The sequence below is a fragment of the Peribacillus sp. ACCC06369 genome, assembly GCF_030348945.1.
Lineage (GTDB): Bacteria > Bacillota > Bacilli > Bacillales > DSM-1321 > Peribacillus.
The window spans coordinates 4,186,600-4,208,981 of sequence record NZ_JAUCEN010000002.1 but is presented as its reverse complement, the minus strand read 5'-3'; the positions used below and the strand labels follow the sequence as shown (position 1 = coordinate 4,208,981).

The 22,382-nt window shown below is 42.0% G+C and carries 19 protein-coding genes and 3 other annotated features (1 of these 22 running past the window's edge); of the genes, 9 read left to right on the top strand and 10 right to left on the bottom strand.

Going from position 1 to position 22,382, the window contains the following annotated elements; all coding sequences use genetic code 11:
- Positions 1–191 (top strand) — a binding site (T-box leader); it begins 29 nt to the left of the window's first position.
- Between the two features lie 30 nt (positions 192–221).
- Positions 222–446: a binding site (T-box leader), on the top strand.
- A 31-nt stretch (positions 447–477) separates the two neighbouring features.
- Positions 478–702: a binding site (T-box leader), on the top strand.
- Between the two features lie 59 nt (positions 703–761).
- Positions 762–2,669: a threonine--tRNA ligase gene (gene thrS / locus QUF78_RS21375; RefSeq protein ID WP_483313894.1), complete on the top strand. Its 1,908-nt coding sequence runs from the start codon at positions 762–764 to the stop codon at positions 2,667–2,669.
- Here thrS and QUF78_RS21370 read toward each other — a convergent pair.
- From QUF78_RS21370 to QUF78_RS21355, 4 genes are all read right to left on the bottom strand, one after another.
- Positions 2,666–2,803 carry a hypothetical protein gene (locus QUF78_RS21370; RefSeq protein WP_289326231.1) on the bottom strand — a complete coding sequence of 46 codons (138 nt, stop codon included), beginning with the start codon at positions 2,801–2,803 and terminating at the stop codon, positions 2,666–2,668. The genes thrS and QUF78_RS21370 overlap by 4 nt on opposite strands.
- Before the next feature lie 51 nt (positions 2,804–2,854).
- On the bottom strand, positions 2,855–3,379 hold the full coding sequence (locus tag QUF78_RS21365) for a hypothetical protein (RefSeq protein WP_483313860.1): 525 nt from the start codon (positions 3,377–3,379) through the stop codon (positions 2,855–2,857).
- 114 nt (positions 3,380–3,493) lie between these two features.
- Positions 3,494–3,634 (bottom strand): hypothetical protein, encoded by a 141-nt coding sequence (locus QUF78_RS21360; protein ID WP_289326230.1) that lies wholly within the window; start codon positions 3,632–3,634, stop codon positions 3,494–3,496.
- Positions 3,600–4,226, bottom strand: a complete 627-nt coding sequence (locus QUF78_RS21355) for a LysE family transporter (protein WP_289326229.1) — start codon at positions 4,224–4,226, stop codon at positions 3,600–3,602. The genes QUF78_RS21360 and QUF78_RS21355 overlap by 35 nt, the downstream gene beginning before the upstream one ends.
- Positions 4,227–4,478: 252 nt before the next feature.
- Here QUF78_RS21355 and asnA point away from each other — a divergent pair, with 252 nt between their 5' ends.
- The 4 genes from asnA to QUF78_RS21335 all read left to right on the top strand — a co-directional run bounded on the left by asnA (position 4,479) and on the right by QUF78_RS21335 (position 9,382).
- Positions 4,479–5,474 (top strand): aspartate--ammonia ligase, encoded by a 996-nt coding sequence (asnA, locus tag QUF78_RS21350; RefSeq protein ID WP_289327377.1) that lies wholly within the window; start codon positions 4,479–4,481, stop codon positions 5,472–5,474.
- A gap of 326 nt (positions 5,475–5,800) precedes the next feature.
- Entirely contained in the window at positions 5,801–7,036 is a 1,236-nt protein-coding gene (locus QUF78_RS21345) for an MFS transporter (protein ID WP_289326228.1), read from the top strand.
- Positions 7,037–7,219: 183 nt separating this feature from the next.
- Positions 7,220–7,852: a LysE family transporter gene (locus tag QUF78_RS21340; RefSeq protein WP_289326227.1), complete on the top strand. Its 633-nt coding sequence runs from the start codon at positions 7,220–7,222 to the stop codon at positions 7,850–7,852.
- A 192-nt stretch (positions 7,853–8,044) separates the two neighbouring features.
- Entirely contained in the window at positions 8,045–9,382 is a 1,338-nt protein-coding gene (locus tag QUF78_RS21335) for an amino acid permease (RefSeq protein ID WP_289327376.1), read from the top strand.
- A gap of 50 nt (positions 9,383–9,432) precedes the next feature.
- Here QUF78_RS21335 and QUF78_RS21330 read toward each other — a convergent pair whose 3' ends face one another.
- Together QUF78_RS21330 and QUF78_RS21325 are read right to left on the bottom strand one after the other, a co-directional pair.
- Positions 9,433–11,106, bottom strand: a complete 1,674-nt coding sequence (locus QUF78_RS21330) for a ribonuclease J (protein WP_289326226.1) — start codon at positions 11,104–11,106, stop codon at positions 9,433–9,435.
- Between the two features lie 238 nt (positions 11,107–11,344).
- Positions 11,345–12,241 (bottom strand): TetR/AcrR family transcriptional regulator, encoded by an 897-nt coding sequence (locus QUF78_RS21325; protein WP_289326225.1) that lies wholly within the window; start codon positions 12,239–12,241, stop codon positions 11,345–11,347.
- Positions 12,242–12,498: 257 nt separating this feature from the next.
- Between QUF78_RS21325 and QUF78_RS21320 the strand changes: the two genes are divergently transcribed.
- A complete protein-coding gene (locus tag QUF78_RS21320) occupies positions 12,499–13,947 on the top strand; it encodes a DHA2 family efflux MFS transporter permease subunit (RefSeq protein ID WP_289327375.1) in 1,449 nt (482 codons plus the stop codon).
- Between the two features lie 227 nt (positions 13,948–14,174).
- Here the strand turns inward: QUF78_RS21320 and QUF78_RS21315 are convergent, their stop codons facing one another.
- A complete protein-coding gene (locus QUF78_RS21315; RefSeq protein WP_289326224.1) occupies positions 14,175–16,178 on the bottom strand; it encodes a YhgE/Pip domain-containing protein in 2,004 nt (667 codons plus the stop codon).
- 122 nt (positions 16,179–16,300) lie between these two features.
- Between QUF78_RS21315 and QUF78_RS21310 the strand changes: the two genes are divergently transcribed.
- Both QUF78_RS21310 and QUF78_RS21305 read left to right on the top strand, forming a co-directional pair.
- Entirely contained in the window at positions 16,301–17,203 is a 903-nt protein-coding gene (locus QUF78_RS21310; protein WP_289326223.1) for a LysR family transcriptional regulator, read from the top strand.
- 215 nt (positions 17,204–17,418) lie between these two features.
- Complete coding sequence (locus QUF78_RS21305; protein WP_289326222.1) at positions 17,419–18,108, top strand: alpha/beta fold hydrolase; 690 nt, start codon at positions 17,419–17,421, stop codon at positions 18,106–18,108.
- An 89-nt stretch (positions 18,109–18,197) separates the two neighbouring features.
- Here the strand turns inward: QUF78_RS21305 and QUF78_RS21300 are convergent, their stop codons facing one another.
- Positions 18,198–18,824, bottom strand: coding sequence for a TetR/AcrR family transcriptional regulator (locus tag QUF78_RS21300; protein WP_289326221.1), 627 nt, complete (start codon positions 18,822–18,824; stop codon positions 18,198–18,200).
- 189 nt (positions 18,825–19,013) lie between these two features.
- Here QUF78_RS21300 and QUF78_RS21295 point away from each other — a divergent pair, with 189 nt between their 5' ends.
- Positions 19,014–19,772, top strand: coding sequence for an SDR family oxidoreductase (locus tag QUF78_RS21295; protein ID WP_289315136.1), 759 nt, complete (start codon positions 19,014–19,016; stop codon positions 19,770–19,772).
- A gap of 389 nt (positions 19,773–20,161) precedes the next feature.
- Here the strand turns inward: QUF78_RS21295 and QUF78_RS21290 are convergent, their stop codons facing one another.
- Positions 20,162–20,863 carry a FadR/GntR family transcriptional regulator gene (locus QUF78_RS21290; RefSeq protein WP_289326220.1) on the bottom strand — a complete coding sequence of 234 codons (702 nt, stop codon included), beginning with the start codon at positions 20,861–20,863 and terminating at the stop codon, positions 20,162–20,164.
- A gap of 150 nt (positions 20,864–21,013) precedes the next feature.
- Positions 21,014–22,372 (bottom strand): glucarate dehydratase, encoded by a 1,359-nt coding sequence (gudD, locus tag QUF78_RS21285; RefSeq protein ID WP_289326219.1) that lies wholly within the window; start codon positions 22,370–22,372, stop codon positions 21,014–21,016.
- Between the last annotated feature and the right edge of the window lie 10 nt (positions 22,373–22,382).

Genomic DNA, 22,382 nt, shown 5'->3' with positions numbered 1-22,382 from the left:
TTTTACGGTCTGCAGAGAGGGAAGGGCAGCTGCAAACTTCCTGGCTTAGGAAAATGATTTACCGCCTTTGAGCCATATCGGTGAACGAGAGTAACTGATATCGTCTAAGCTACGTTACAGCTCCAGAGCCATGAGTAATCTACTTATGGGAAATTGGGTGGAATCACGGGTATAACGCACTCGTCCCTTATATAGGGATGGGTGCGTTTTTTTTATATAAAAATATTGCCATGATAAGGACATGAATCATTTTTACGGTCTGCAGAGAGGGAAGGGCAGCTGCAAACTTCCTGGCTTAGGAAAATGATTTACCGCCTTTGAGCTATATCGGTGAACGAGAGTAACTGATATCGTCTAAGCTGCGTTAAAAGCTCCAGAGCCATGAGTGTTTTCTTGCTTATGGGAAATTGGGTGGAATCACGGGTATAAACGCACTCGTCCCTTATATAGGGATGGGTGCGTTTTTTTATATATAAAAATATTGCCATGATAAGGACATGAATCATTTTTACGGTCTGCAGAGAGGGAAGGGCAGCTGCGAACTTCCTGGCTTAGGAAAATGATTTACCGCCTTTGAGCTATATCGGTGAACGAGAGTAACTGATATCGTCTAAGCTGCGTTAAAAGCTCCAGAGCCATGAGTGTTTTCTTGCTTATGGGAAATTGGGTGGAATCACGGGTATAAACGCACTCGTCCCTTATATAGGGATGGGTGCGTTTTTTTATTACTAAAAAGGGGTGTTTATGTGATGGGTGAAAAAATGATTAAAGTTCAATTCCCGGATGGGCAGCAAAAGGAATATCCGCAAGGGATGACAGTGGAAAGTGTGGCAGGGTCCATCAGCCCAAGTTTAAGGAAAAAGGCAGTAGTAGGAATACTGGATAAACAACTGGTTGATCTAAGTCACAAGTTGAATAAGGATGCCGAACTGTCAATCTTGAATCTGGATTCGGATGAAGGATTACAAGTTTTGCGACATACATCGGCGCATGTTTTGGCACAGGCTGTGAAAAGATTATACCGAAATGTGGAATTAGGGATGGGGCCAGTCGTAGAAGATGGTTTTTACTATGATTTTAAGTTAGATCATCCTTTGAGCTCAGAAGATTTACAAGCTATTGAAAAAGAGATGGAACATATCATAAGTGAAGATCTGGAAATTAAAAGGATCGAAGTGTCTTATGCAGAAGCTGTGAAGTTATTCCAGGATAGAGGGGAGTCATTCAAACTGGATATAGCAAAGAATATCCCTAAAGATGAAAAACTAACGATCTATCAACAGGGGGAATTCGTCGATCTTTGCAGAGGACCCCACCTTCCATCCACATCATTTGTAAAATCGTTCAAATTGACTCGTGTATCGGGAGCCTATTGGCGGGGAGACAATCAAAATGAAGTTCTTCAAAGGGTGTATGGCGTGGCTTTCCGAAAGAAAAGAGATTTACAGGATCATTTTAAATTCCTGGAGGAGGCGGCCAAACGAGATCACCGCAAATTAGGGAAGCAGTTGGAGTTATTCATGTTTTCGGAGGAAGCTCCTGGAATGCCGTTTTATTTACCGAAAGGACAAATCGTTAGAAATGAATTGGAGAAGTTCTCGCGGGAGATCCAGACTGAAGCTGATTACGACGAAGTTCGGACTCCTTTCATGATGAACCAGCGGTTATGGGAACATTCGGGTCACTGGGATCATTACCATGAGAATATGTACTTCACTGAGGTGGATCAAACAAAATTCGCGATGAAGCCTATGAACTGTCCAGGTCATATGCTTATTTTCAAAAACAATCTTTATTCTTACAGGGATTTACCCATCCGGATGGCCGAGTTCGGTCAAGTCCACCGTCATGAATATAGCGGTGCATTGAACGGGATGTTGCGGGTCCGTACATTTTGTCAGGATGATGCCCACATTTTTGTTCGGCAGGATCAAATCGAAAGTGAAATTAAACAAGTGTTTCATCTGATTGATAAGGTGTATCGCACTTTTGGTTTCGAGTATTCGGTGGAACTCTCGACTCGTCCAGAGGATTTAATGGGCGAAGATTCCCTTTGGGAAGCTTCTGAAACAGCCTTGAAAAATGTTCTGGAAAGCATCGGGATACATTATCAATTAAATGAAGGGGACGGGGCATTTTATGGACCGAAAATTGATTTTCATATTAAAGATGCATTAAAACGAAGCCATCAATGTGCAACAATCCAACTTGATTTTCAGATGCCCGATAAATTTGATCTGACTTACATCGATGAAAATAATGAAAAGGTTCGTCCTGTCGTCATTCATCGTGCCATATTTGGATCGATCGATCGTTTTTTTGGAATCCTGATTGAACATTTTGCTGGTGCTTTTCCGGTATGGCTTGCCCCCGTGCAAGTACAGATCATCCCTGTCTCACAAGTTCATTTGAATTATTGTTTAAAGGTTCAAAAAGAACTGAAGAATCAAGGCATAAGAGTGAAAATTGATGATCGGAATGAAAAGATGGGGTATAAAGTCAGGGAAGCTCAAATAATGAAAATTCCATATATGCTGGTCCTTGGCGATAAAGAGGAGAAAGAAAATGAAGTGAATGTCCGGAAATACGGGGAACAAGAATTTGAAAATGTCGCAATTGAACGGTTCATCAATAAAATGGTCCAGCAAATAAAAGAACGGAGCATCTAATAAGAAAGGAGCTTAATCCGGAACTCACGAGTAAATGCGCGAAACTCACGAGTAAAAGCACGAAATTCACGAGTAAAAGCACGAAATTCACGAGTAAATGCGCGAAACTCACGAGTAAATGCTTGAGTTTCCATAAATGCCCATAAAAAAAGACAGCCGAATATATCGTCTGTCTTTTTTTTTATCTATCTACAAATCCATACCCAGCCAACGCCAGGAATGAACTGCTGGAAACAGTTACCCCCCGGGCCGCCTTGTCCGCCGCCTTGTCCGCCGCCTTGTCCGCCGCCTTGTCCACCACCTTGTCCGCCGCCTTGTCCGCCGCCTTGTCCGCCACCTTGGCCACCACCTTGGCCACCACCTTGACCGCCACCTTGTCCGCCGCCACCAACAGGGCAGGTTAATCCTAGATATTGTAATCCGACTATATCTGTATGATGAACCTCATTTGGGATGCCGCCTTCGAGTATCTGTACCATATTAGTAACATTATTTATCCCCATCAAAATAAAGGTGTGCTGGGTGTTACCCCAAAAACCTCTGAAACAATGACCTTGTCGGCCTGCGTTTAAATGTGACTGAATAGTGGCTACTGGAACCAGTGTTTGTACTGGAAGTCTGTCATCATAATAAGGCAAATTAGCATAAGAATTATCATAATAATATGGAACATTATAAGAGTAATAACCGTAATTATTATACATTTTCAAGAAATCCTCCCTTTGTGTTTACCCTTTCAGACTATGAACAAAGAGGGGCTAGTGTCCGACATGGACAAATATGGACAATAAAATAGGCGGCCTATTTTATAAAAAATAAGATAATTAATACGAACTCACGAGTAAAGAATCGAAATTCACGAGTAAATCCGCCAAACTCACGAGTAAATGCCTGAAATTCACGAGTAAATGCTTACATCTCCTTAAATCTTTATGTAAACAAAACTTTGGCTGCCTGGATGGCAAAGTAAATGCCAATCCCTATAAGGGATATTCCTGAAATGATCGAGATGCCCATTAGAATGGGTTTGGATAAGAAACGTCTGAAGGTGCTGGCGATGATGGCCATTGTGAAATCCCAGGCTAAGAGGCCGATAAGGATTCCTGAACTGTATAAAAGTAAATGATCCATATCATATTTGGATGCGGAGTTTGCGAGAATCGATCCATAAATCCCCAACCAAAACAAAATGGATAAAGGATTCGAAAGGGACATGATGAATCCTGTTAGGAATGAAGAAAAAAGGGAATCTTTTGCTTTTCGTTCATTCACTTCAATCTTACCCGCACTAAGCAGACTTTCGATTCCGGTATAGGTCAGGACGAAAAAGCCAAAGAGCCACAAAAATGTCTTCATGAAGGAGTTGTCCAAAAAGTGGACGACACCGAAAAAGACGAGGGCTATAAAAACAAAATCGGCTAAAATGGCACCCCAGCCAAAAACCCAGGCATGCCAAAAACCTTTCTTGATCCCTTTGTCCAATTGTGCAGCGTTAATGGGACCGATAGGAGCCGCCAGTGATAAGCCCAATAATACATAGCTGAAAAAAACACCCAATTCATCACCTCATCGTTTGTTACATCTTCGTTAATTGAATGTATTCAAACAATTGGACTTGTACCACCTTTTTAGTCCTTTTTTTGAGTGGATATGGTGAATTTAGTCCGGTTTGCTGCACTCGGTAGAGACCCTTTTTGTAACAACACAGAAAGGTCCTTCATAATGTAATTTAGTCAAAAAAAGACGTCAAATTAAATTCATGCGCTATGTTCAAAAGGGAATTGGAGGATAATTATGCCAAAATTATCAATGCCAAATAAGTACAAAACAATTCTTGATATCATGCATACTGATATTGCAATTAATGAAATTAAGGATCATTTTGAAGAAGGACTTTCAACTGCGTTAAACCTTATAAAAGTATCAGCCCCTATTGTTTTAAATGAGGGTAATGGAATAAATGACAACTTAAATGGTGTGGAACGGATTCTTACCTTTGATGCTCTGGATATTAAGAATAAAAAAATAGAAGTGGTTCAATCTTTGGCAAAGTGGAAAAGAATAACTCTATCTAGGTATGGTTTTGCTTCGGATGAAGGAATTTACACAAATATGAATGCGATCAGACGTGATGAAAAATTAGATAATTTACACTCGTTATTTGTGGATCAATGGGACTGGGAGAAAGTCATAGCGAAAGAACAACGTAACGTAGATACATTAAAATCTGAAGTGAAAAAAATATATAGAGCCATTAAGTCAACCGAACGTCATATGTTTGAATTCCATCATATGCTTAAGCCTGTGTTACCTAATGAAATACACTTTATTACGACTCAGGAGTTGGAGGATTCATACTCAAATCTGACTCCGAAGGAAAGAGAAAATGTAGTAGCAAAAAAATATGGTGCGATTTTTATTATGAAAATTGGCGGAGAGTTACAATCGGGAGAAAAACATGATGGGCGTTCACCAGATTATGATGATTGGGAGCTAAATGGCGATATCGTTTTGTGGAATCCACTTTTGGAATGTGCTTTTGAAGTTTCTTCAATGGGAATTCGGGTGGATGAAGATTCGCTGTTAAAACAATTAAAGTTATCCAAAAACGAAAATCGTACGGGGCTTGAATATCATAAGTCCGTATTGGAAGGAAATCTTCCATATTCAATAGGTGGAGGAATAGGCCAATCCAGATTATGCATGTTTTTGTTGAAGAAAGCACATATTGGCGAGGTTCAGGTTTCGGTATGGAATGACCAAATAGTAAACGATTGCAAAGAAAGGAATATTATTCTTTTATAGTTAAACACGATAGCTGATTAATAGCAGAGACTCTCGAAGGAATGCGAAAAGATACATTTTAGGAAGAGTGTAATCGAGTGACGTTTGAAATGCAGGGAAACCCATTCATTTAAAGAATGGGTTTTTTGGTTTAAAGTAGAATGAATCCTTATTTTAAAGTCGAGGCAAACTAGAAGGGGAAGTCCTAAAGGGGTAATTTTGGCACTGAATAAATATTATTTCCCTATAACATAATAATTAAAGACATCTAAAAAATGATGCACAACAAATTGGTTACACAGATAGGTTACCTTTTATTGCTTTTATAATGGATGAGGAGTGTAAGTATGGAAGGTCATGAGGAGCAAAAAAATAATGTAAGCGTGTGGTGTCTCATCAGTATGGCATCGATTCCATTGGTAATGACACTAGGAAATTCAATGCTTATCCCTGTTTTGCCGATTTTCGAGGAAAAGGTGGGAATATCTTCATTTCAATCAAGTATGGTGATTACAAGCTATTCTGTTGCATCTATTTTCTTAATTCCTATTGCTGGTTATTTATCAGATCGATTCGGAAGGAAGATGGTGATCCTGCCAAGCCTTGTCCTTGCCCTGATCGGCGGCTTGATCGCGGGTTATGCATCATGGAAAATGGATGATCCCTATACATGGATCATCATTGGGAGAGTATTGCAAGGGATTGGTGCGTCTGGAGCCTCGCCGATCATTTTGCCTCTGGTGGGGGACCTATACAAGGATGATGATGAAAAAACCAGTTCTTGCCTGGGTATCATTGAAACCTCGAATACATTTGGTAAAGTCCTGAGTCCAATATTGGGTTCCCTATTTGCCGCATTTATCTGGTTTTTACCATTCTTCTCGATTTCATTCTTCAGTTTAATATCTATTGTCTTGGTCTTTTTCTTTATAAAGGTACCAAAGGAGAAGGATGAACCGAAGAAATTTAAAGAATTCTGGCATGATACGAAAAAAATATTCAAGCAGGAGGGAAAATGGTTATATACAGTTTTCCTGATTGGTGTATTTGTCATGTTGGTTTTGTTCGGTGTTCTTTTCTTTTTGTCTGACAACCTTGAAAAAGTCCATGATTTGCATGGAGTCAAAAAAGGTTTCGTGATAGCGATCCCGCTGTTTTTTCTTTGTGTATCTTCTTATGTTGCAGGGAAAAAAATCAAGGGAGAATTACCAATCATGAAAATGATCATCATGATCAGTATAGCTGTCCTTTCAATCAGCCTTGTTTTTGTCGGTTTTACAAAAGAAAAGGTTTTCCTTCTATTACTCATAACGAGCCTAGTTGGCATAGCAATTGGTGCGTTATTGCCGACACTCGACGCAATCATCACTCAAAATATAAAAAAGGAACAGCGGGGGACGATTACCTCTTTCTACATGTCATCAAGGTTCATCGGAGTTGCGGCAGGCCCACCGGTTATGTCCCTTGTCATGAAAAATCATGTCAATATGACCTATATCATTTCGGGAATCATTGGTATATGCATTGTATTGATTGTTATGAAATTCATTAGTTCAGACAAAAAAGAAGCAGCTGATAACTAAAAGACTTCGAAAAGCATACTAAGGAAAATTCAAAAAAGCCGGTTTTTTCCACACGGCTTTTTTTGTGTGTAATTCGCGTGAAAAGTGTTATCCCATCTAAATTTTTTTCAGCAAGAGGTTATAGGTGAGGGGTTGTCACATAAAATGTACAAGTTATTAACTAGCTCGAAGGAGTGATGCTTTTTGAGTGTACATTTGCTGCTGAGTTATTTTTTCTTGGGGCTTACCCTTGCAGCACCGATTGGTCCGGTGAATTCTGCTCGTATCGATAAAGGGATCAAGAACGGGTTTTGGCATGCTTGGATCGTAGGGGCAGGGTCGATGATCGCAGATGCCTTGTTCATGATTTTAGTGTATGTAGGTATGGTACGGTTTTTAGAAATTCCGATTGTCCAAATCTTTCTATGGCTTTTTGGCGGATTTGTGCTAATTTATTCTGGGGTCGAAAGTGTTTTACGGGTTAATACGATAACATTAAATCAATACAGGAATAGAGATTCTTTATTATCCTGTTTTTTAACTGGCTTCATTATGTCAGTGACCAGCCCATTATCAATTTTATTTTGGTTAGGGATATATGGATCCGTCTTGGCTAAAACAGCTTCAAGTTATGGGACATCCCAACTTTTCATCTATAGCGGGATGATTTTTCTTGGTCTTACCTGCTGGGATTTTTTTGTAGCGGCATTAACGAATGGATTTCGCAGGTTTTTAAATGAAAAAAGCTTAATGGCGATTTCGGTCATCTCAGGATCATCACTGATCGGTTTTGGGGTTTATTTTGCTTATCAGGGCATTCGTGCCATCCTATCATAATTCTTAATGCTTTAGTTTTTTACATAAGGTAGGGTATTTGAAAACTTCTTCCTTGCATAATTCATTGTGGCATTATCAACACTATGAATGATGGAAGGAGGGGGTAATGTCATGAGGACAAAAGCCAATTGCAGTTCAGCGAAAGGGAAGGCTGTCCAAGATTCTAATGCATCAGGTGAACAACAAGGCGATATGAAATGGTGGCAGCTATCATTGGTCGGTGTAGGCTGTACGATCGGGACAGGGTATTTCCTTGGATCGACTATAGGGATTAAAACGACGGGGCCATCCATTGTATTTTCATTTGTATTGGCTGCACTAGGTACCTACATCGTTTATAATCTGCTTGCCAAGATGACGGCGGCCGATCCTCAAGAGGGTTCTTTTTGTTATTATGCCAATAAAGCATTTGGACGATGGGCTGGCTTTAGCTGTGGCTGGAATTATTGGTCCTCCAATATATTGATCATGGGAAGCCAGCTTACTGCGCTTTCGCTATTATCTCAATTTTGGTTCCCGAAAGTACCGCTGTGGCTATTTGCATCCGGATTCGCCATTGTTTCAATCGTGGTGGTATTGTTGGGAACAAAAGGGTTTGACAGGGTGGAAAACATCCTTGCAGTAATTAAGACAGCAGCAATCGTAATGTTTATCATTATAGCAATATGTGCCGTTTTGGGCTGGTTTGGTCTTGATGGAGGGAAACCGCCCTCCTTTCCGAATAAGTACAATGAATTATTCCCAAAAGGGTTAAAAGGGTTTTGGACATCACTAATCTATGCTTTTTATGCGTTTGGCGGCATTGAGGTCATTGGACTAATGGCGATGCAGCTTAAAAAGAAAGAAGATGCGCCAAAGGCAGGGACGATCATGCTCATGGTTCTAACCATCATATATGTGGTTTCATTAGGGTTAGCCGTAACCATGATTTCGTTAGGGGCATTCAGTGAAAAAGAAAGTCCATTCGTTTCGGCATTGGACAGTTATCACCTGACGTTTTTCCCGCACGTTTTTAATGGTGCAATTATAATAGCTGGTTTCTCGACGATGACCGCTTCACTTTTTGGTGTAACCAATCTATTGGTAACGCTCTCCAATGATGGGAATGCACCCTCGGTATTCATGCAAAAGATCAAGAAATTCAAGGATCTTCCACTGCCCTCACTAGGGCTTGGAGCCCTAGGTCTTTTAGGATCGATCATCACTGCCTTGCTCCTGCCAGGCAAGATTTATGAATACATTACAACATCTGCTGGAATATTACTTTTGTATAACTGGGCATTCATCATTCTTTCTTCATTCAAAATCTTGGAAAATAAGATTTGGAGTAAGATTACGGCCGTTTTCGGACTTCTTCTAATTTTTGCCGCTGTCAGTGGCACGCTGCTTGAAAAAGAAATACGACCAGGGTTTTTCATCAGCCTTTTATTCATCGTGATCATCGGTCTTGCTGCCGTTTTCATGAAGTTCAAGGTTTGGAATAAGAATAAGGCGATGGCCGCAAAAGCCAGTAAATCGGAACTGGATTGAAAAAAAGGAACTCGACTATATGAAGTCGAGTTCCTTTTTATGTGTTGGCGCTAAATCTCAATGATTATCGGAAGGATCATTGGTTTTTTCTTAGTTTGGGTAAAGAGATATTGCCCCAGTTCCTTCTTTATGGTTTGTTTAATGATATTCCATCGGTATATTTTATCACTTTGTAAATCGTTGACCGTTTTCGTAACAAGACGATTTACATGTCTCAGGAGCTCTTCGGAATTTTGAACATATACAAATCCACGGGAAATGGTATCGGGTCCTGATACTATTTTTCTTTCCGTCTTGCTTAGTGTTATGACGATTACGAGCATCCCATCTTCGGAAAGCTGCTTACGGTCCCGCAGAACGATTTCTCCAACATCACCAACGCCCACACCGTCAACAAAGGTATTGCCGGCAGCGACCTTTCTCGTTTGACGGGCGACCGAGTTTTCAATATCAACGACATCGCCATTATTGATGATGAAAGTATTGTCCTTCTCCACCCCGACAGACTCAGCTAGTAGTCGATGTTGGTGCAGCATCCGATACTCCCCGTGAATGGGTATGAAATACTTAGGTTTCATCAGGGTAAGCATGAGCTTTAACTCTTCCTGATAGGCATGTCCGGAAACATGCATGCCTGTTACAGTCCCAGATCCGTAAATGACTTTGGCCCCCAGTTGAAACAGGTTGTCGATGATGCGTGAAACATCGCGTTCATTTCCCGGTATTGGAGTGGAGGCAAGAATCACGGTATCACCAGCTAATATACTCATATCCCGATAATTCGAACTGGAAAGGCGAGACAGAGCAGCAAACGGCTCTCCTTGACTTCCCGTACATAAAACCGCGACTCTTTCAGGAGCATAATTATCGACCTCATGTGCTTGGATCAGCATCCCCTCAGGAACGTCGAGGTAGCCGCGCTCGATGGCAACGGATACGACGTTCACCATGCTCCGTCCCAGTAAGGCCAATTTTCGGTTTGTCTTCTGAGCAGCGTTCACCACTTGTTGAACGCGATTGACGTTTGAAGCGAAGGTTGAAAGAAAAACTTTCTGTTTAGCCTGCATAAAGGCTTCTTCAATATGGCTGCCAACCAGATGCTCCGAGGGACTTGAGCCGGGACGTTCTGCGTTCGTGCTTTCAGATAATAAAACCAGTACACCTTCACTCCCGATTTTCGCCATTTTATGAATATCAGGATACTGATCATTCATGGGAGTCAAGTCAAATTTAAAGTCCCCTGTATGAACGACCGTGCCTTCCGGAGTATGCATGGTGACTCCAAGGCAATCGGGTATACTATGATTCGTTTTGAAAAAGTCCAGACGCAACCCCCCGAACTCCAACTTTGAATCCGAGTCGATCTGGATCAATTCAGTATCACCCAAAAGGTTATGTTCTTTTAATTTCAATTCAATCAAACCAAGTGTTAAACGTGTGGCATAAATCGGTACATTCAATTTTTTCAAGAAATAGGGGATACCGCCAATATGATCTTCATGCCCATGAGTCACAATTAAAGCCCGGATCTTCTCCTTATTTTCCTGAAGAAAGGTAATATCAGGAATGATCAAATCGACTCCTAATAAACTTTCATCAGGAAACTTTGCACCACAGTCAATAATGACCAAATCGTTTGAATATTGAACCACATACATGTTTTTACCGATTTCATTCACTCCGCCTAGAGCCAGTATGGACAAAGTATTTTCATTCACACTCAAATAGCTAGACCTCCCTTTAATATATTAAAGATAGTGTTTCCTTAGGCCCCTCTTATAAAACCAACTTCTTTTTTAAAATGACTTCCCAAGCAATTTAAAACCAAACCTGAAAGGGAGGAGGTCTGAGAAACATGCGTTAACAAGCTACTAATGCTCATAAAAAAAACACCTACCGTTTTCAGTAGGTGCATGAGTAAACCATTCCATCCTCATTAGAGAAGAATCCGCTCTCGTTCCTTCATTGGCTCAAGCAAGAGTTGATGCTTTCCTCAAAAGTCTCAATGTATCCTTGGACCTGCGCTGCATATTGAGTCTTTAAAGAGTTCAGCAAACTTTCTATCAAAAATTTTCGTGGTTTGTCTGACTGCATCAGCTCATCTTGAATAAAATCGACCAATTCCATCGCTTTTGTTCGATCTTCACCGCAAGGAAAAGCTTTGTTTATCGCTTTTTTCAATTCCGTGGTGGCGTCCAGCAAATCATTATGGCAAGGATCAAGATGGTTTTTAAAGTTGGGAAACCACGTGTCCATTAGTTCCGGATCAAGAATCTGTTCTCCGCTTTCAGCCACTTCATTGACTAAATGGACAATTCGGTTCATGCAATAGCGGATAATTTGTATGTCCGGTGTACCAGCCGCATTAGCACGATAGCTAAAATGATTCATGTGGGTCATCATCGAATGAAAGATAATGACGCTATCTAAAAGAAAGGGTTTTTTGCTTTCCCCGAATATATCGAGAAACCGGTTATACATCCAACGTATGCTCAACAATAGCGTCTGATTGATGAATTGTTTTAATTCTTCATCGTTGGAGACACGGACTTCTTCGATCAGGATAAGCAATTTGCTTTGCTTGTTCACCATCATCTGCAGTTCGAGTTGCTGGATGAAAATTTCGATATTGGCTGAATCTTGATCAATCAACAGTTTCTCCCGTTCGTGGCGAATCCTTGTATAGACGGAGCGGAAAATGGCTATAAATAATTCACCCTTCGAAGGGAAATAATTATAAAATGTACCTTTTGAAATACCGCTGCCGTCTAGAATGTCCTGAATGGAGGTGGCTTGGTAACCTTTATCAATAAACAGCTTATGAGCCGTATCGATGACATTCTGCCTTCGATTATTCATCATATCACCTAATTTTCATTATACTGCTTGTATAAATGTAATCGTACTCTATTTTCCATCACAGCACAAACCCTTATTTTAACCAGTAAATATTTATTGCAAAAAATGAACTAGGGGTATATTATTGATTTTATGAGATTGGGTTATACCTATCGTACAATTAAATGAACCAATAGTTTGAATGGAGGAATAGATAAAAAGTGAGTACTGCACAAACAACTGAAAAAAAGGGTTCGTATGGCATTTTGATCATACTGATGGTCGGGGCGTTTATATCGATACTGAATTCAACCCTTTTGAATATTGCACTGCCATCAATCAAAATAGACCTGGGGATTGAGACTTCCACAGTACAATGGTTGACGACGGGCTACATGCTAGTGAACGGAATCTTGATTCCGACAACAGCTTTCTTAATAAGAAAATATTCGGTGCGTAATCTGTTCCTGACAGCCATGCTCCTATTCTCAATCGGGACGATCGTTGCAGGTGTTGCGCATGCATTCCCGTTATTATTGAGCGCACGTATGGTTCAGGCTGCAGGTTCTGCAATTATGATGCCGTTATTAATGAACGTGCTTTTAACTGCATTCCCTGTTGAAAAACGGGGCTCGGCAATGGGATTATTCGGTTTAGTCATGATGTTTGCCCCTGCAATCGGGCCGACGCTTTCAGGCTGGATCATCGAACATTATGATTGGAGAATGCTATTCCATTTCATTACTCCGCTAGCTTTACTAGTGCTTATTCTCGGCTTCTTTAAACTTAAAGACAAAAAGGAAAAAGTCGATATTAAAATTGATAAATTATCGGTCGTTCTTTCAAGCTTAGGCTTTGGCGGCTTGCTTTATGGATTCAGTTCCGCAGGCAGCAAGGGGTGGGATAGCCCTTGGGTATATGGAACATTGATTGTCGGTGCCATTTCCCTGATCCTTTTCATTACACGCCAGCTTAAAATGGAAACGCCGATGCTTGAATTCAAGATTTTCAAACATCCGATGTTCGCTTTATCCGCAACGATTTCAATCGTGTTGAATATGGCCATGTTCTCGGCGATGATCTTAATGCCGATGTATACACAAACGGTCCGTGGCATTTCACCATTCGATTCAGGATTATTGATGCTGCCCGGTGCACTATTGATGGCCCTCATGTCACCGATTACCGGTAAGCTCTTCGATAAATTCGGTGCGCGCATACTTGCTTCAACCGGTTTGTTTATTACTGTGGTGACGACGTATTTCTTCAGTAAATTATCAATGGATACTTCTTATACACATATTGTGATTCTGTATTCCGTCCGTTTATTCGGTTTGTCCATGGCCATGATGCCGATCATGACAAATGGATTGAACTCGCTGCCAGCCCGTATGAACCCGCATGGTACAGCCATGAATAACACGCTGAACCAGATTTCAGGCGCAATCGGTACAGCATTGCTTGTTACGGTCATGTCAAACCATGCCGCTTCTTCCGGTGAGGATTTAATGACCAAAGCGATGAGCAAATTAACAAGCCAGCCCACTGCCGAGATGATGGAACAAATGCAGGCCCAAATCGGGATGCAGGCGATGCTCGATGGAATTAACTTCTCCTTCTTTGTATCTACCTTCATTGCTGCTGTGGCACTGATTCTGACATTATTCATTAAGCGTGCATGGCCGGCTGAAGAAAAACCAGCTGTGAAAGAAGATCAAACCGCTTAAAGGAAACAATCAAAAAGCCCCTATGTCACCTGAATACTCAGGCAGCATAGGGGCTTTGTTTAAACTTCAGCCGATTTAGTTTGGTTTATCACCAAATTTAAAACCCCGGATGGAAATAATTCGAACAATCCATAAGCCTCATCCGTTAGTATGTTTTTTCCGTGAGTTCACTTCTGACTTTATGTATGCAAAAAAGCGCAGTGCCATTGGCACTGCGCTCTTTTACATCAGGATGTCACTTCATCTGAAGTCGTCTTTGCATGCTGGATATGACTCGCTATCCAGCCAATGATCGCTGCAGAAACGAGATAGGCAAGTAAGATCCAAATCTGCGTTCGCAAGTTTTCCCAGCCGCCTAATGAGATGACCTCTTGAAGCTCCTTTAGTGAGTGGGCCATTGGCAAAAATTGACCGATTTTCGTCAATATCGACATGCCCAGTTCGCCTGGGAATGTTCCGCCGCAGGTAGCCAATTGGAATACGAGAAGGGTCACGGCCGCGAATTTGCCGATCACTCCGAATACGGTAACCAACATAAGAATGAACGTCATGAAGGTAAATGAAACGATGATGCTTGATAGAATGAATACAGGGATACTGGCCACATGTAAATGGAATCCAAGCAGGACGACTGCATCCACTAGAAGTGCCTGAATCAAGCCGATTACATATACCAGCCCCAGTTTATTCGTGAAATGGACGGTTCCGGTAACCTTAAGATTCTGCCTGCGGCCAAGCGGCAAGATATTGGAAGCCATGATGCCGCCTACATAAAAGGCCAATGACAGAAAATAAGGCGCAATCCCGGTTCCGTAGTTAGGAACTTCCGACAGATTGGATTGGACCAATTGCACGGGTTCAGAGAACATCGAGGTGGTCGAATCGTCGTACTGAAGACTGGCCGTTTTATCCGCAGCTTCATTTAGCTTGAAAGATAACTTGTTTGAACCCGTTTCCAATGAAGCCAGTCCGTCTTGAAGTTCCGTCGATCCGCTGGCTAGTCGGCTGCTGCCGTCAGCTAGTGAATCGATTCCGGTATTTAAAGTGGAAAAACCATTAGTCCATTTAGAGAATCCATTCGCGAATTCTTCAGACCCCTCGTTCAATTGCTTAGCACCCGAGGTAGCTTGTGCCATTTTATCACCAAAGGTTTTCATTCCCGATTGAATGGTGCCTTGGCCATCTGCCACTTTAGCTGCACCTTCGCCCAATTGCTTTTGTCCGGCATTTAAAGTGATGGCTGCTTTTGATAAGCCTTCTGATAGGGCAAGGATTTGCTTGAAGTCTTGATCCTTCATTGCATCGGGATGACTTTTGATATAGGCATCCAATTGTTTCTTAAGAGTATTCGCTGTATCGGCAGCCTGTTCTTGCCCTTGCATCAATTTTGCATTTCCGGCTGACCAGTTCTCAACACCCTGACTTACTTCATTCATTCCATTTTCCAATGAGTGATGTCCATCCGTTAGCTGCTTCATGCCGGAATACAAGTTCTGGGAACCTGATGTTAATCCTTCCGCACCATCAGCCAAGGCTTCTTGTCCATTCAAGAGCTTGGTACTGCCTGATTGCAGCTTCTGGGCACCATCATTCAAATCCTGAATGCCATCAGTCAATTTCTCACTGCCGCTTTTCGCATCTGCCGTTCCAAGATGAAGCTCTTCCGCTCCATCCCCGGCATCCGCCAAGCCTTTAGAAACGTCCTGGAATTTCGAAAGGATGCCTTCCGAATATACCTTTGTAATGCTTGCGTTGATTTTTGCAGTCATCTTTTCAACAGCAGTTGTGCTGATTTGTGAGGCAACGAAGTTCTTACCTGGATTGACCGTATATAAAAGTTTGGCCGTTTCCGGTTTTTCATCCATTAGTGTCGTGACATTTTTCGAAAAATCATCCGGAATCGTGACAACCATATAATAGGTACCTTCTTCAAGGCCTGTGTTAGCCTCCTCTGCCGAAACAAAGTGAAAGTCCAATTCTTTCTGCTTCTTCAATTGTTTAACGAAATCATCTCCAGCCTCGATTGGCTTATCGTCCATTTCCGAACCATTATCGAGATTGACCACCGCTACCGGGAGCTGATCCAACTTTCCATAAGGGTTCCAATATCCTGCCAAGAAGAAACCTGAGTAAATTAAAGGAACGACTAAAAGGAAAATCAATGCGATTCTCCCGTGTTTATGTTTCCACATTGCTGTTATATCATGAAGTACAAGTTGTAAACCTTTCATTATAGAGCCTGCCCTTTCTAACTAAATGAGATTATTTCATCATAAAGGCTTTTTAAGATACTGTATAATACATAAATGATTATGTAATAATAGATTTAAATCTATGTGAAAAGAGTGGGAAAATGGAAATTTTACAGCTGAAGTACTTTCAAACCGTAGCACGACTGGAACATATGACGAAGGCTGCGGAACAGCTTCAGATTGCACAGCCATCCCTCAGTAAAACCATATCCCGCCTAGAAGAGGATTTGGGAGTCGCACTCTTCGATAGGGAACACAGGAAAATCAGGCTCAATGCAGCCGGAAGAATATTCTTGAACCGGGTCGAACGGGCTTTCGCGGAACTGAACGAAGGAAGGCGCGAAATAGAGGAATTAACAGATCAAGACCAAAAGAACATCACATTGGCCGTTACCATTCCCAGGGTCCTGCCTGATTTATTGGGTACATTTTTATCTCAAAACCCGGATGTCCGTTTTCAACAATTCCTAAAATCCATATCATCCATGAAACAGCTACTAATTGAAGGGGAAATCGATTATTGCATATCATCCGTTCCAATTGAAGGCCCCGAATTAAAGTGGGAACCGCTGATTACCGAAGAAATATATCTGATCGTGCCTCCAAATCACCGGCTGGCAGGCAGGGAAAGCATTCAACTTCATGAAGTGAAAGATGAACCATTCATAAGTATGAACACAGGCTTCGGGTTCCGTAACCTAACCGACCAATTTTGCCTCGAAGCTGGATTTGTCCAGCACATCGCATTCGAAGGAGATGAACCTGCTGTCATCTCGGACCTTGTCAGGAAAGGATTGGGCGTCGCCTTCGTATCCGAATTGACATGGCTCCACCAAACCGGATCATTATCCCATAAAATCCGGATAACCGAGCCTGCCTGTCAAAGAACCATTGGGCTCGGCTGGTCAGAAAAACGCTACTTCACACCAGTAGCCAAGCAATTTCGTTTATTTGTCATGGATTACTTCGCTGCTGTCAACTCTGCTAGGCTGATGGGTGAATAATAGGATAGAGGCAGGATTGACCGTGCGAAGGTCGAATTAATCGGATGAGGGCTGGAATAAAAGGGATGAAGGCCGAAATTAGCGGATGAAGGTCGAATAAATGGGTGAAGGCATAAAAAGTATAATTTAATTATAGTGAACATAGTATTTTAGGAGGTTTTTATTAAATAGATCGGGTTCAAAATGACAAATCCGATCCTAGGAGATGAATGGAGATGGAAGTACGGGTTAATCAAATTGAGTTGAATGGCCTCACTTTTCAATATCGGGAGAGTGGGGAACGTTCCGCACCACCGCTTGTCGCCCTTCACGCGCTGGGGAAAAGTGCAGAATCATGGGATCACGCGGCTGCCGTATTAGGGGAAAATTATCGCGTATTAGCTTTAGATCAACGGGGTCACGGTGGGAGTTCGAGAACTGATACATACAGTTTTGAATTGATGTGCGATGATTTGCTTCATTTTGCGGATGCTATGAATTTGGGAAGGTTTTCGTTAATGGGGCATTCCATGGGGGGAACGGTTTCCTATCTTTTCTCTCAAACTTATCCTTCTAGGATAGAAAGGTTGATAGTCGAAGACACGCCTCCTCCTTTTTCGGATAAACCAATCGAATTTCCTTCCAGACCTTCTGGCCCTCTGCCGTTTGATTGGCAGGTGGTGCCTTCGATTCTACAGCAACTGAATGAACCCAATCCCGAATGGTGGGCGCGTCTTACTGAGATTACCATGCCAACTCTTGTTATAGGCGGTGGGGCGAGTCATATTCCCCAAAACAAATTACAGGAAGTTTCCGAGCTTATTCCGAATTGTGAATTGGTGACGATAGAGGACGCCGGGCACTTTGTGCATGATGATAATTTACCAGCTTTCTTAGCTGCCGTGAGAAGTTTTCTTATTTCGTGAATCCACCTACTTATAAGGCCCTTTTAATAGATAAATGATTAAATTCCATCCAAATAGCATTTTGAGGGAGGGCTGCCAATGCAGCCCTCTTATTTTTGCCTGGAATCTTTCAATGTTTGGTTTATTTTATAAACGGCGTTTACCGGCTTATTATTAATGATTTCCAGAAGCTGTTCAGCCATATAGTCAGCGCTGTATTTAAATCCAGTGTTGACCCATTCGATTATCATGCCTAAAATCGCGTAAGCTTGGTAACTGGAGGCAAGTTCTGTATTGATCTTTGGGTTCGGCCGATAATCTTCTAGGTCCTCTAATGGGAGTTTCTTTAATTCATTACAAATCCTTTCTAGTAATTTTGGCCATGCATTCGACTTTAGAATGAGGGTATAAATGTTTGCATAGTTAGCTACATGTTCAAATATTTTGATGACGGAAGCCGTCAGTTCATTGATGGTGAAAGTATCCACATCTTTATAAGGTTCCCGGTAAGATATGATCAAATCAGCTATGACATCCTCCATGACCTCTTCAAGCAGTTCCTCTTTGTACTGATAGTGTTTATAAAATGTACCCCGATTAAGATCGGCGAGTTCTACAATGTCAGTAATCGATATCTCCCTGAAATCCTTATTTTGCATTAATGATATGAGGGATTCTTTTAAAGCCTTTTTGGATTTCCTGATCCTTCTATCAATCCCAGTGTTATTATTAGACATTTTCTTCACCCTTTGTTCGTTATTGTACTTTTGATAAACAATATAACTCTTTCTGTTCATTGTTCAACATCGAGGTCATCATTTGCTGATTGTATAAGCCTGCTGAAACTAATTATACTATAAGGGAAGGTAGTTAATGAACATCTGTACAATAAGTATCACTTCACTAGAATGAATGGGGGAGTTTGAATGAAATTACAAGACAAGGTTGCAGTAGTGACTGGCGCAGCATCAGGCATGGGGAAACAAATTGCTATAGATTATGCTAGAGAAGGTGCTAAAGTCGTTGTATCGGATTTAAATCTCGATGGTGCGAATGCAACGGTAGAAGAAATAAAAGCGAATGGCGGAATGGCATTTGCCATTAAAACGAACGTAGCGGTAGAAGAAGATATTCAACATTTGATCGATACCACGGTCAGTACGTATGGTACGGTTGATATTTTGGTGAATAATGCGGGTATCATGGATGGCATGGAACCTGCCGGGGATATAGAGGATTCTGGATGGGATCGGATTTTTGCAATTAACACGACAAGCGTCATGCGTTCGACTAGAAAGGTTTTACCAATCTTTTTAGAAAAACAAAAAGGGGTCATCATCAATATTGCTTCTGCTGGCGGTTTATATGGTGCTCGAGCAGGCGCAGCATATACTGCCTCTAAACACGCAGTGGTCGGGTTCACAAAAAACACGGGCTTCATGTATGCAGATAAAGGCATTCGCTGCAATGCAATAGCACCAGGTGGAGTTGAAACCAATATTGGTTCCAGCATGACGAATATCAATAAGTTTGGCGCATCCCGCCAACAACTGGGTATGGCTATCAATCCACGCAATGGCAAACCTGAAGAAATCGCTAAAGTGGCTTTGTTCCTTGCTTCTGACGATTCCAGTTTTGTTAATGGTACTGTCATCACGGCAGATGCTGGCTGGAGTGCTTATTAAGCCGTAGATTAAAAAGAGGATGGTCAAAAACTAGGAGACTATACATGCATTCCTGCCAATAAGCAGGGGTGCATTTTTTTGAGTGGGTCATTGGCAGGTTCATTGGATGGGGATTTTGGTGTTAGTTAGACAATTTGCAAGAGGAAGGTTTCGACTTCATTCGGGAGTCCTGACATTGTCATTTCAATCGAACTGGATAAGTGGGGGCTGGATAGTTCAACTACTATCCAGTTTTTCTCAAAAAGAATTATGCTATCAATTGGATTTAAAAGATGAGTTGAACTCTGAAATCTTGGAAGCAAAATTGGTTCCCTGAAAAAATCCACTTTTCCTATTAAATTGGATCATTGAGTGATCCATTAGTTTGCTGGGTCCTCACAAACGATATATTATTTTGCGTGAGAATATTGAAGGACTTTCTGACGAACGTAATCAAGGTGCTTGTACATTTGGTTGAATGCTTCATGGGGATCATGTGCTGTAAGTGCCGCATAGATTGCTTTATGATATTTTACAGTCAATTCCCGTTCCCTGAATTGAATCAGGCTGTTTATTTTATTATGGGTAATCAATAAGGAATCGATCATCCCTTCGATAATGGGATTGTTCGCGCTTAAAGCAATGATTTTGTGGAATTCTTTATCAGCCTCTCCATAATCGTTGTCTTCACTATTGGCAATCGTGTCGATCGTAACTTGTAATTTCCCCAGTTGTTCATCGGTGATCTTCTCGGCAGCCATTGTTACCAATCCCAATTCCAATGCCATTCGTGCTTCGATGATAGCTGGTAAATTATCAGTAGCCAGCGCCAGCATGACAGAGAATGGATGAGTTCCGATCTTATCGTTAAAAAAGGTTCCTTCACGCGTTTTCCGTGTTATGACACCCAGTGTATCAAGTGCACTGAGCGCTTCCCGTAAAACCGGCCGGCTTACTTCAAGTTCTTTCATAAGTTCCATTTCAGGAGGCAGTTTGTCACCCGCTTTCATTTGTCCAGTGACGAGCAGATGCACAATTTGATCCACTACTTGTTGTGAAAGAGTGTTGCGATGTACCGATTGTACGCCTAATTTCTTTGACGATTCTTCCATTATGTAACCCCTTTTCTGTGACTTCCTATATGTATTCCTACTGTAAGACTAATTATATAATATAATAAACTTATTTGCATGTAGACCTATGTCCAAAAAAAGTAAAATGCGCCGCTCTTAAGAGAGTGACGCATGCATTCCTTTAAAAAATCATCTGACAAGGCAAGGTGATTTTGGATTGAACTTCCATCCGGAGACCAGGTATTGCATAGCGATTGAATCATCACGGGCACCAAGCCCTTTTTGTTTATAAAGCTGATGCGCCTTCTCGATTTGTTCCATATCCAATTCAATTCCAAGTCCGGGTTTGGAAGGAACATCCACCATTCCGCCGACAATTTTAAAAGGTTCTTTTGTTAAGCGCTGACCATCCTGCCAAATCCAATGGGTATCGATCGCAGTGATTTTGCCTGGCGCTGCTGCTGCAACGTGTGTAAACATGGCAAGTGAAATGTCAAAGTGATTATTGGAGTGGGATCCCCATGTCAATCCCCATTCGTTGCACATTTGAGCGACACGGACGGAGCCTTGCATCGTCCAAAAATGCGGATCGGCAAGAGGGATGTCCACGGATTGAAGTTGAATGGAATGCCCCATTTGCCTCCAGTCCGTTGCAATCATATTCGTTGCGGTGGGAAGACCCGTTGCGCGCCTGAATTCCGTCATGATCTCCCGGGCGGAAAAACCATTTTCCGCTCCGCATGGATCTTCCGCATAAGCTAAAACATGATGCTGATCCCGGCAAAGCTTAATCGCATCCTCCAGCAGCCAGCCGCCATTTGGATCAAGGGTGATCCTGGCTTCAGGGAAGCGTTCCGCAAGTGCCGTCACCGCTTCGATTTCTTCTTCCCCGCGCAAAACCCCGCCTTTCAATTTAAAATCATTGAATCCATAGCGAGTGTGGGCAGCTTCTGCCAAGCGGACAATCGATTCAGGTGTCAGTGCTTCCTCATGACGGAGGCGGATCCAGTCATCTTCCGCTTCAGGTTCGCTTAAATAACCAAGATCTGTTTTATTACGGTCACCTACATAAAACAAGTAGCCCAGCATTTCTACCTTATCGCGTTGCTGTCCTTCGCCGAGAAGGGCTGCGACTGGAACGCCCAAGTATTGGCCAACTAAATCGAGAAGTGCCGCTTCAAATGCTGTTACGGCATGTATGGCAATACGGAGATCAAACGTTTGAAGGCCGCGCCCTCCTGCATCCCGGTCCGCAAACTGCTTACGGATGGTATTTAGAATGTTGTTGTATGTCCCGATGGACTGGCCGACAACCAATTGTTTGGCATCTTCGAGTGTCTGGCGAATTTTTTCGCCTCCAGGAACTTCACCTACACCCGTATTACCCGCATTGTCTTTTAGAATGACAATGTTCCGGGTGAAATAAGGAGCATGGGCACCGCTCAAGTTCAGAAGCATGCCGTCATGGCCCGCAACTGGAATGACGCTCATTTCTGAAATGACCGGTGTGCCGATTTTTACATTATCCTTAAGCAAATGATTGTTCATAATTTTTCCC

Bases quoted from the DNA above. Each gene is read 5' to 3' on its own strand.
- gudD (WP_289326219.1), bottom strand. From the start codon at position 22,372: ATGAACAATCATTTGCTTAAGGATAATGTAAAAATCGGCACACCGGTC.
- QUF78_RS21325 (WP_289326225.1), bottom strand. From the start codon at position 12,241: ATGAATAATCGAAGGCAGAATGTCATCGATACGGCTCATAAGCTGTTT.
- QUF78_RS21345 (WP_289326228.1), top strand. From the start codon at position 5,801: ATGGAAGGTCATGAGGAGCAAAAAAATAATGTAAGCGTGTGGTGTCTC.
- QUF78_RS21295 (WP_289315136.1), top strand. From the start codon at position 19,014: ATGAAATTACAAGACAAGGTTGCAGTAGTGACTGGCGCAGCATCAGGC.
- thrS (WP_483313894.1), top strand. From the start codon at position 762: ATGATTAAAGTTCAATTCCCGGATGGGCAGCAAAAGGAATATCCGCAA.
- QUF78_RS21370 (WP_289326231.1), bottom strand. From the start codon at position 2,803: ATGGAAACTCAAGCATTTACTCGTGAGTTTCGCGCATTTACTCGTGAA.
- QUF78_RS21290 (WP_289326220.1), bottom strand. From the start codon at position 20,863: ATGGAAGAATCGTCAAAGAAATTAGGCGTACAATCGGTACATCGCAAC.
- QUF78_RS21300 (WP_289326221.1), bottom strand. From the start codon at position 18,824: ATGTCTAATAATAACACTGGGATTGATAGAAGGATCAGGAAATCCAAA.
- QUF78_RS21305 (WP_289326222.1), top strand. From the start codon at position 17,419: ATGGAAGTACGGGTTAATCAAATTGAGTTGAATGGCCTCACTTTTCAA.
- QUF78_RS21335 (WP_289327376.1), top strand. From the start codon at position 8,045: ATGAAATGGTGGCAGCTATCATTGGTCGGTGTAGGCTGTACGATCGGG.
- QUF78_RS21310 (WP_289326223.1), top strand. From the start codon at position 16,301: ATGGAAATTTTACAGCTGAAGTACTTTCAAACCGTAGCACGACTGGAA.
- asnA (WP_289327377.1), top strand. From the start codon at position 4,479: ATGCCAAATAAGTACAAAACAATTCTTGATATCATGCATACTGATATT.
- QUF78_RS21320 (WP_289327375.1), top strand. From the start codon at position 12,499: ATGGTCGGGGCGTTTATATCGATACTGAATTCAACCCTTTTGAATATT.
- QUF78_RS21315 (WP_289326224.1), bottom strand. From the start codon at position 16,178: ATGAAAGGTTTACAACTTGTACTTCATGATATAACAGCAATGTGGAAA.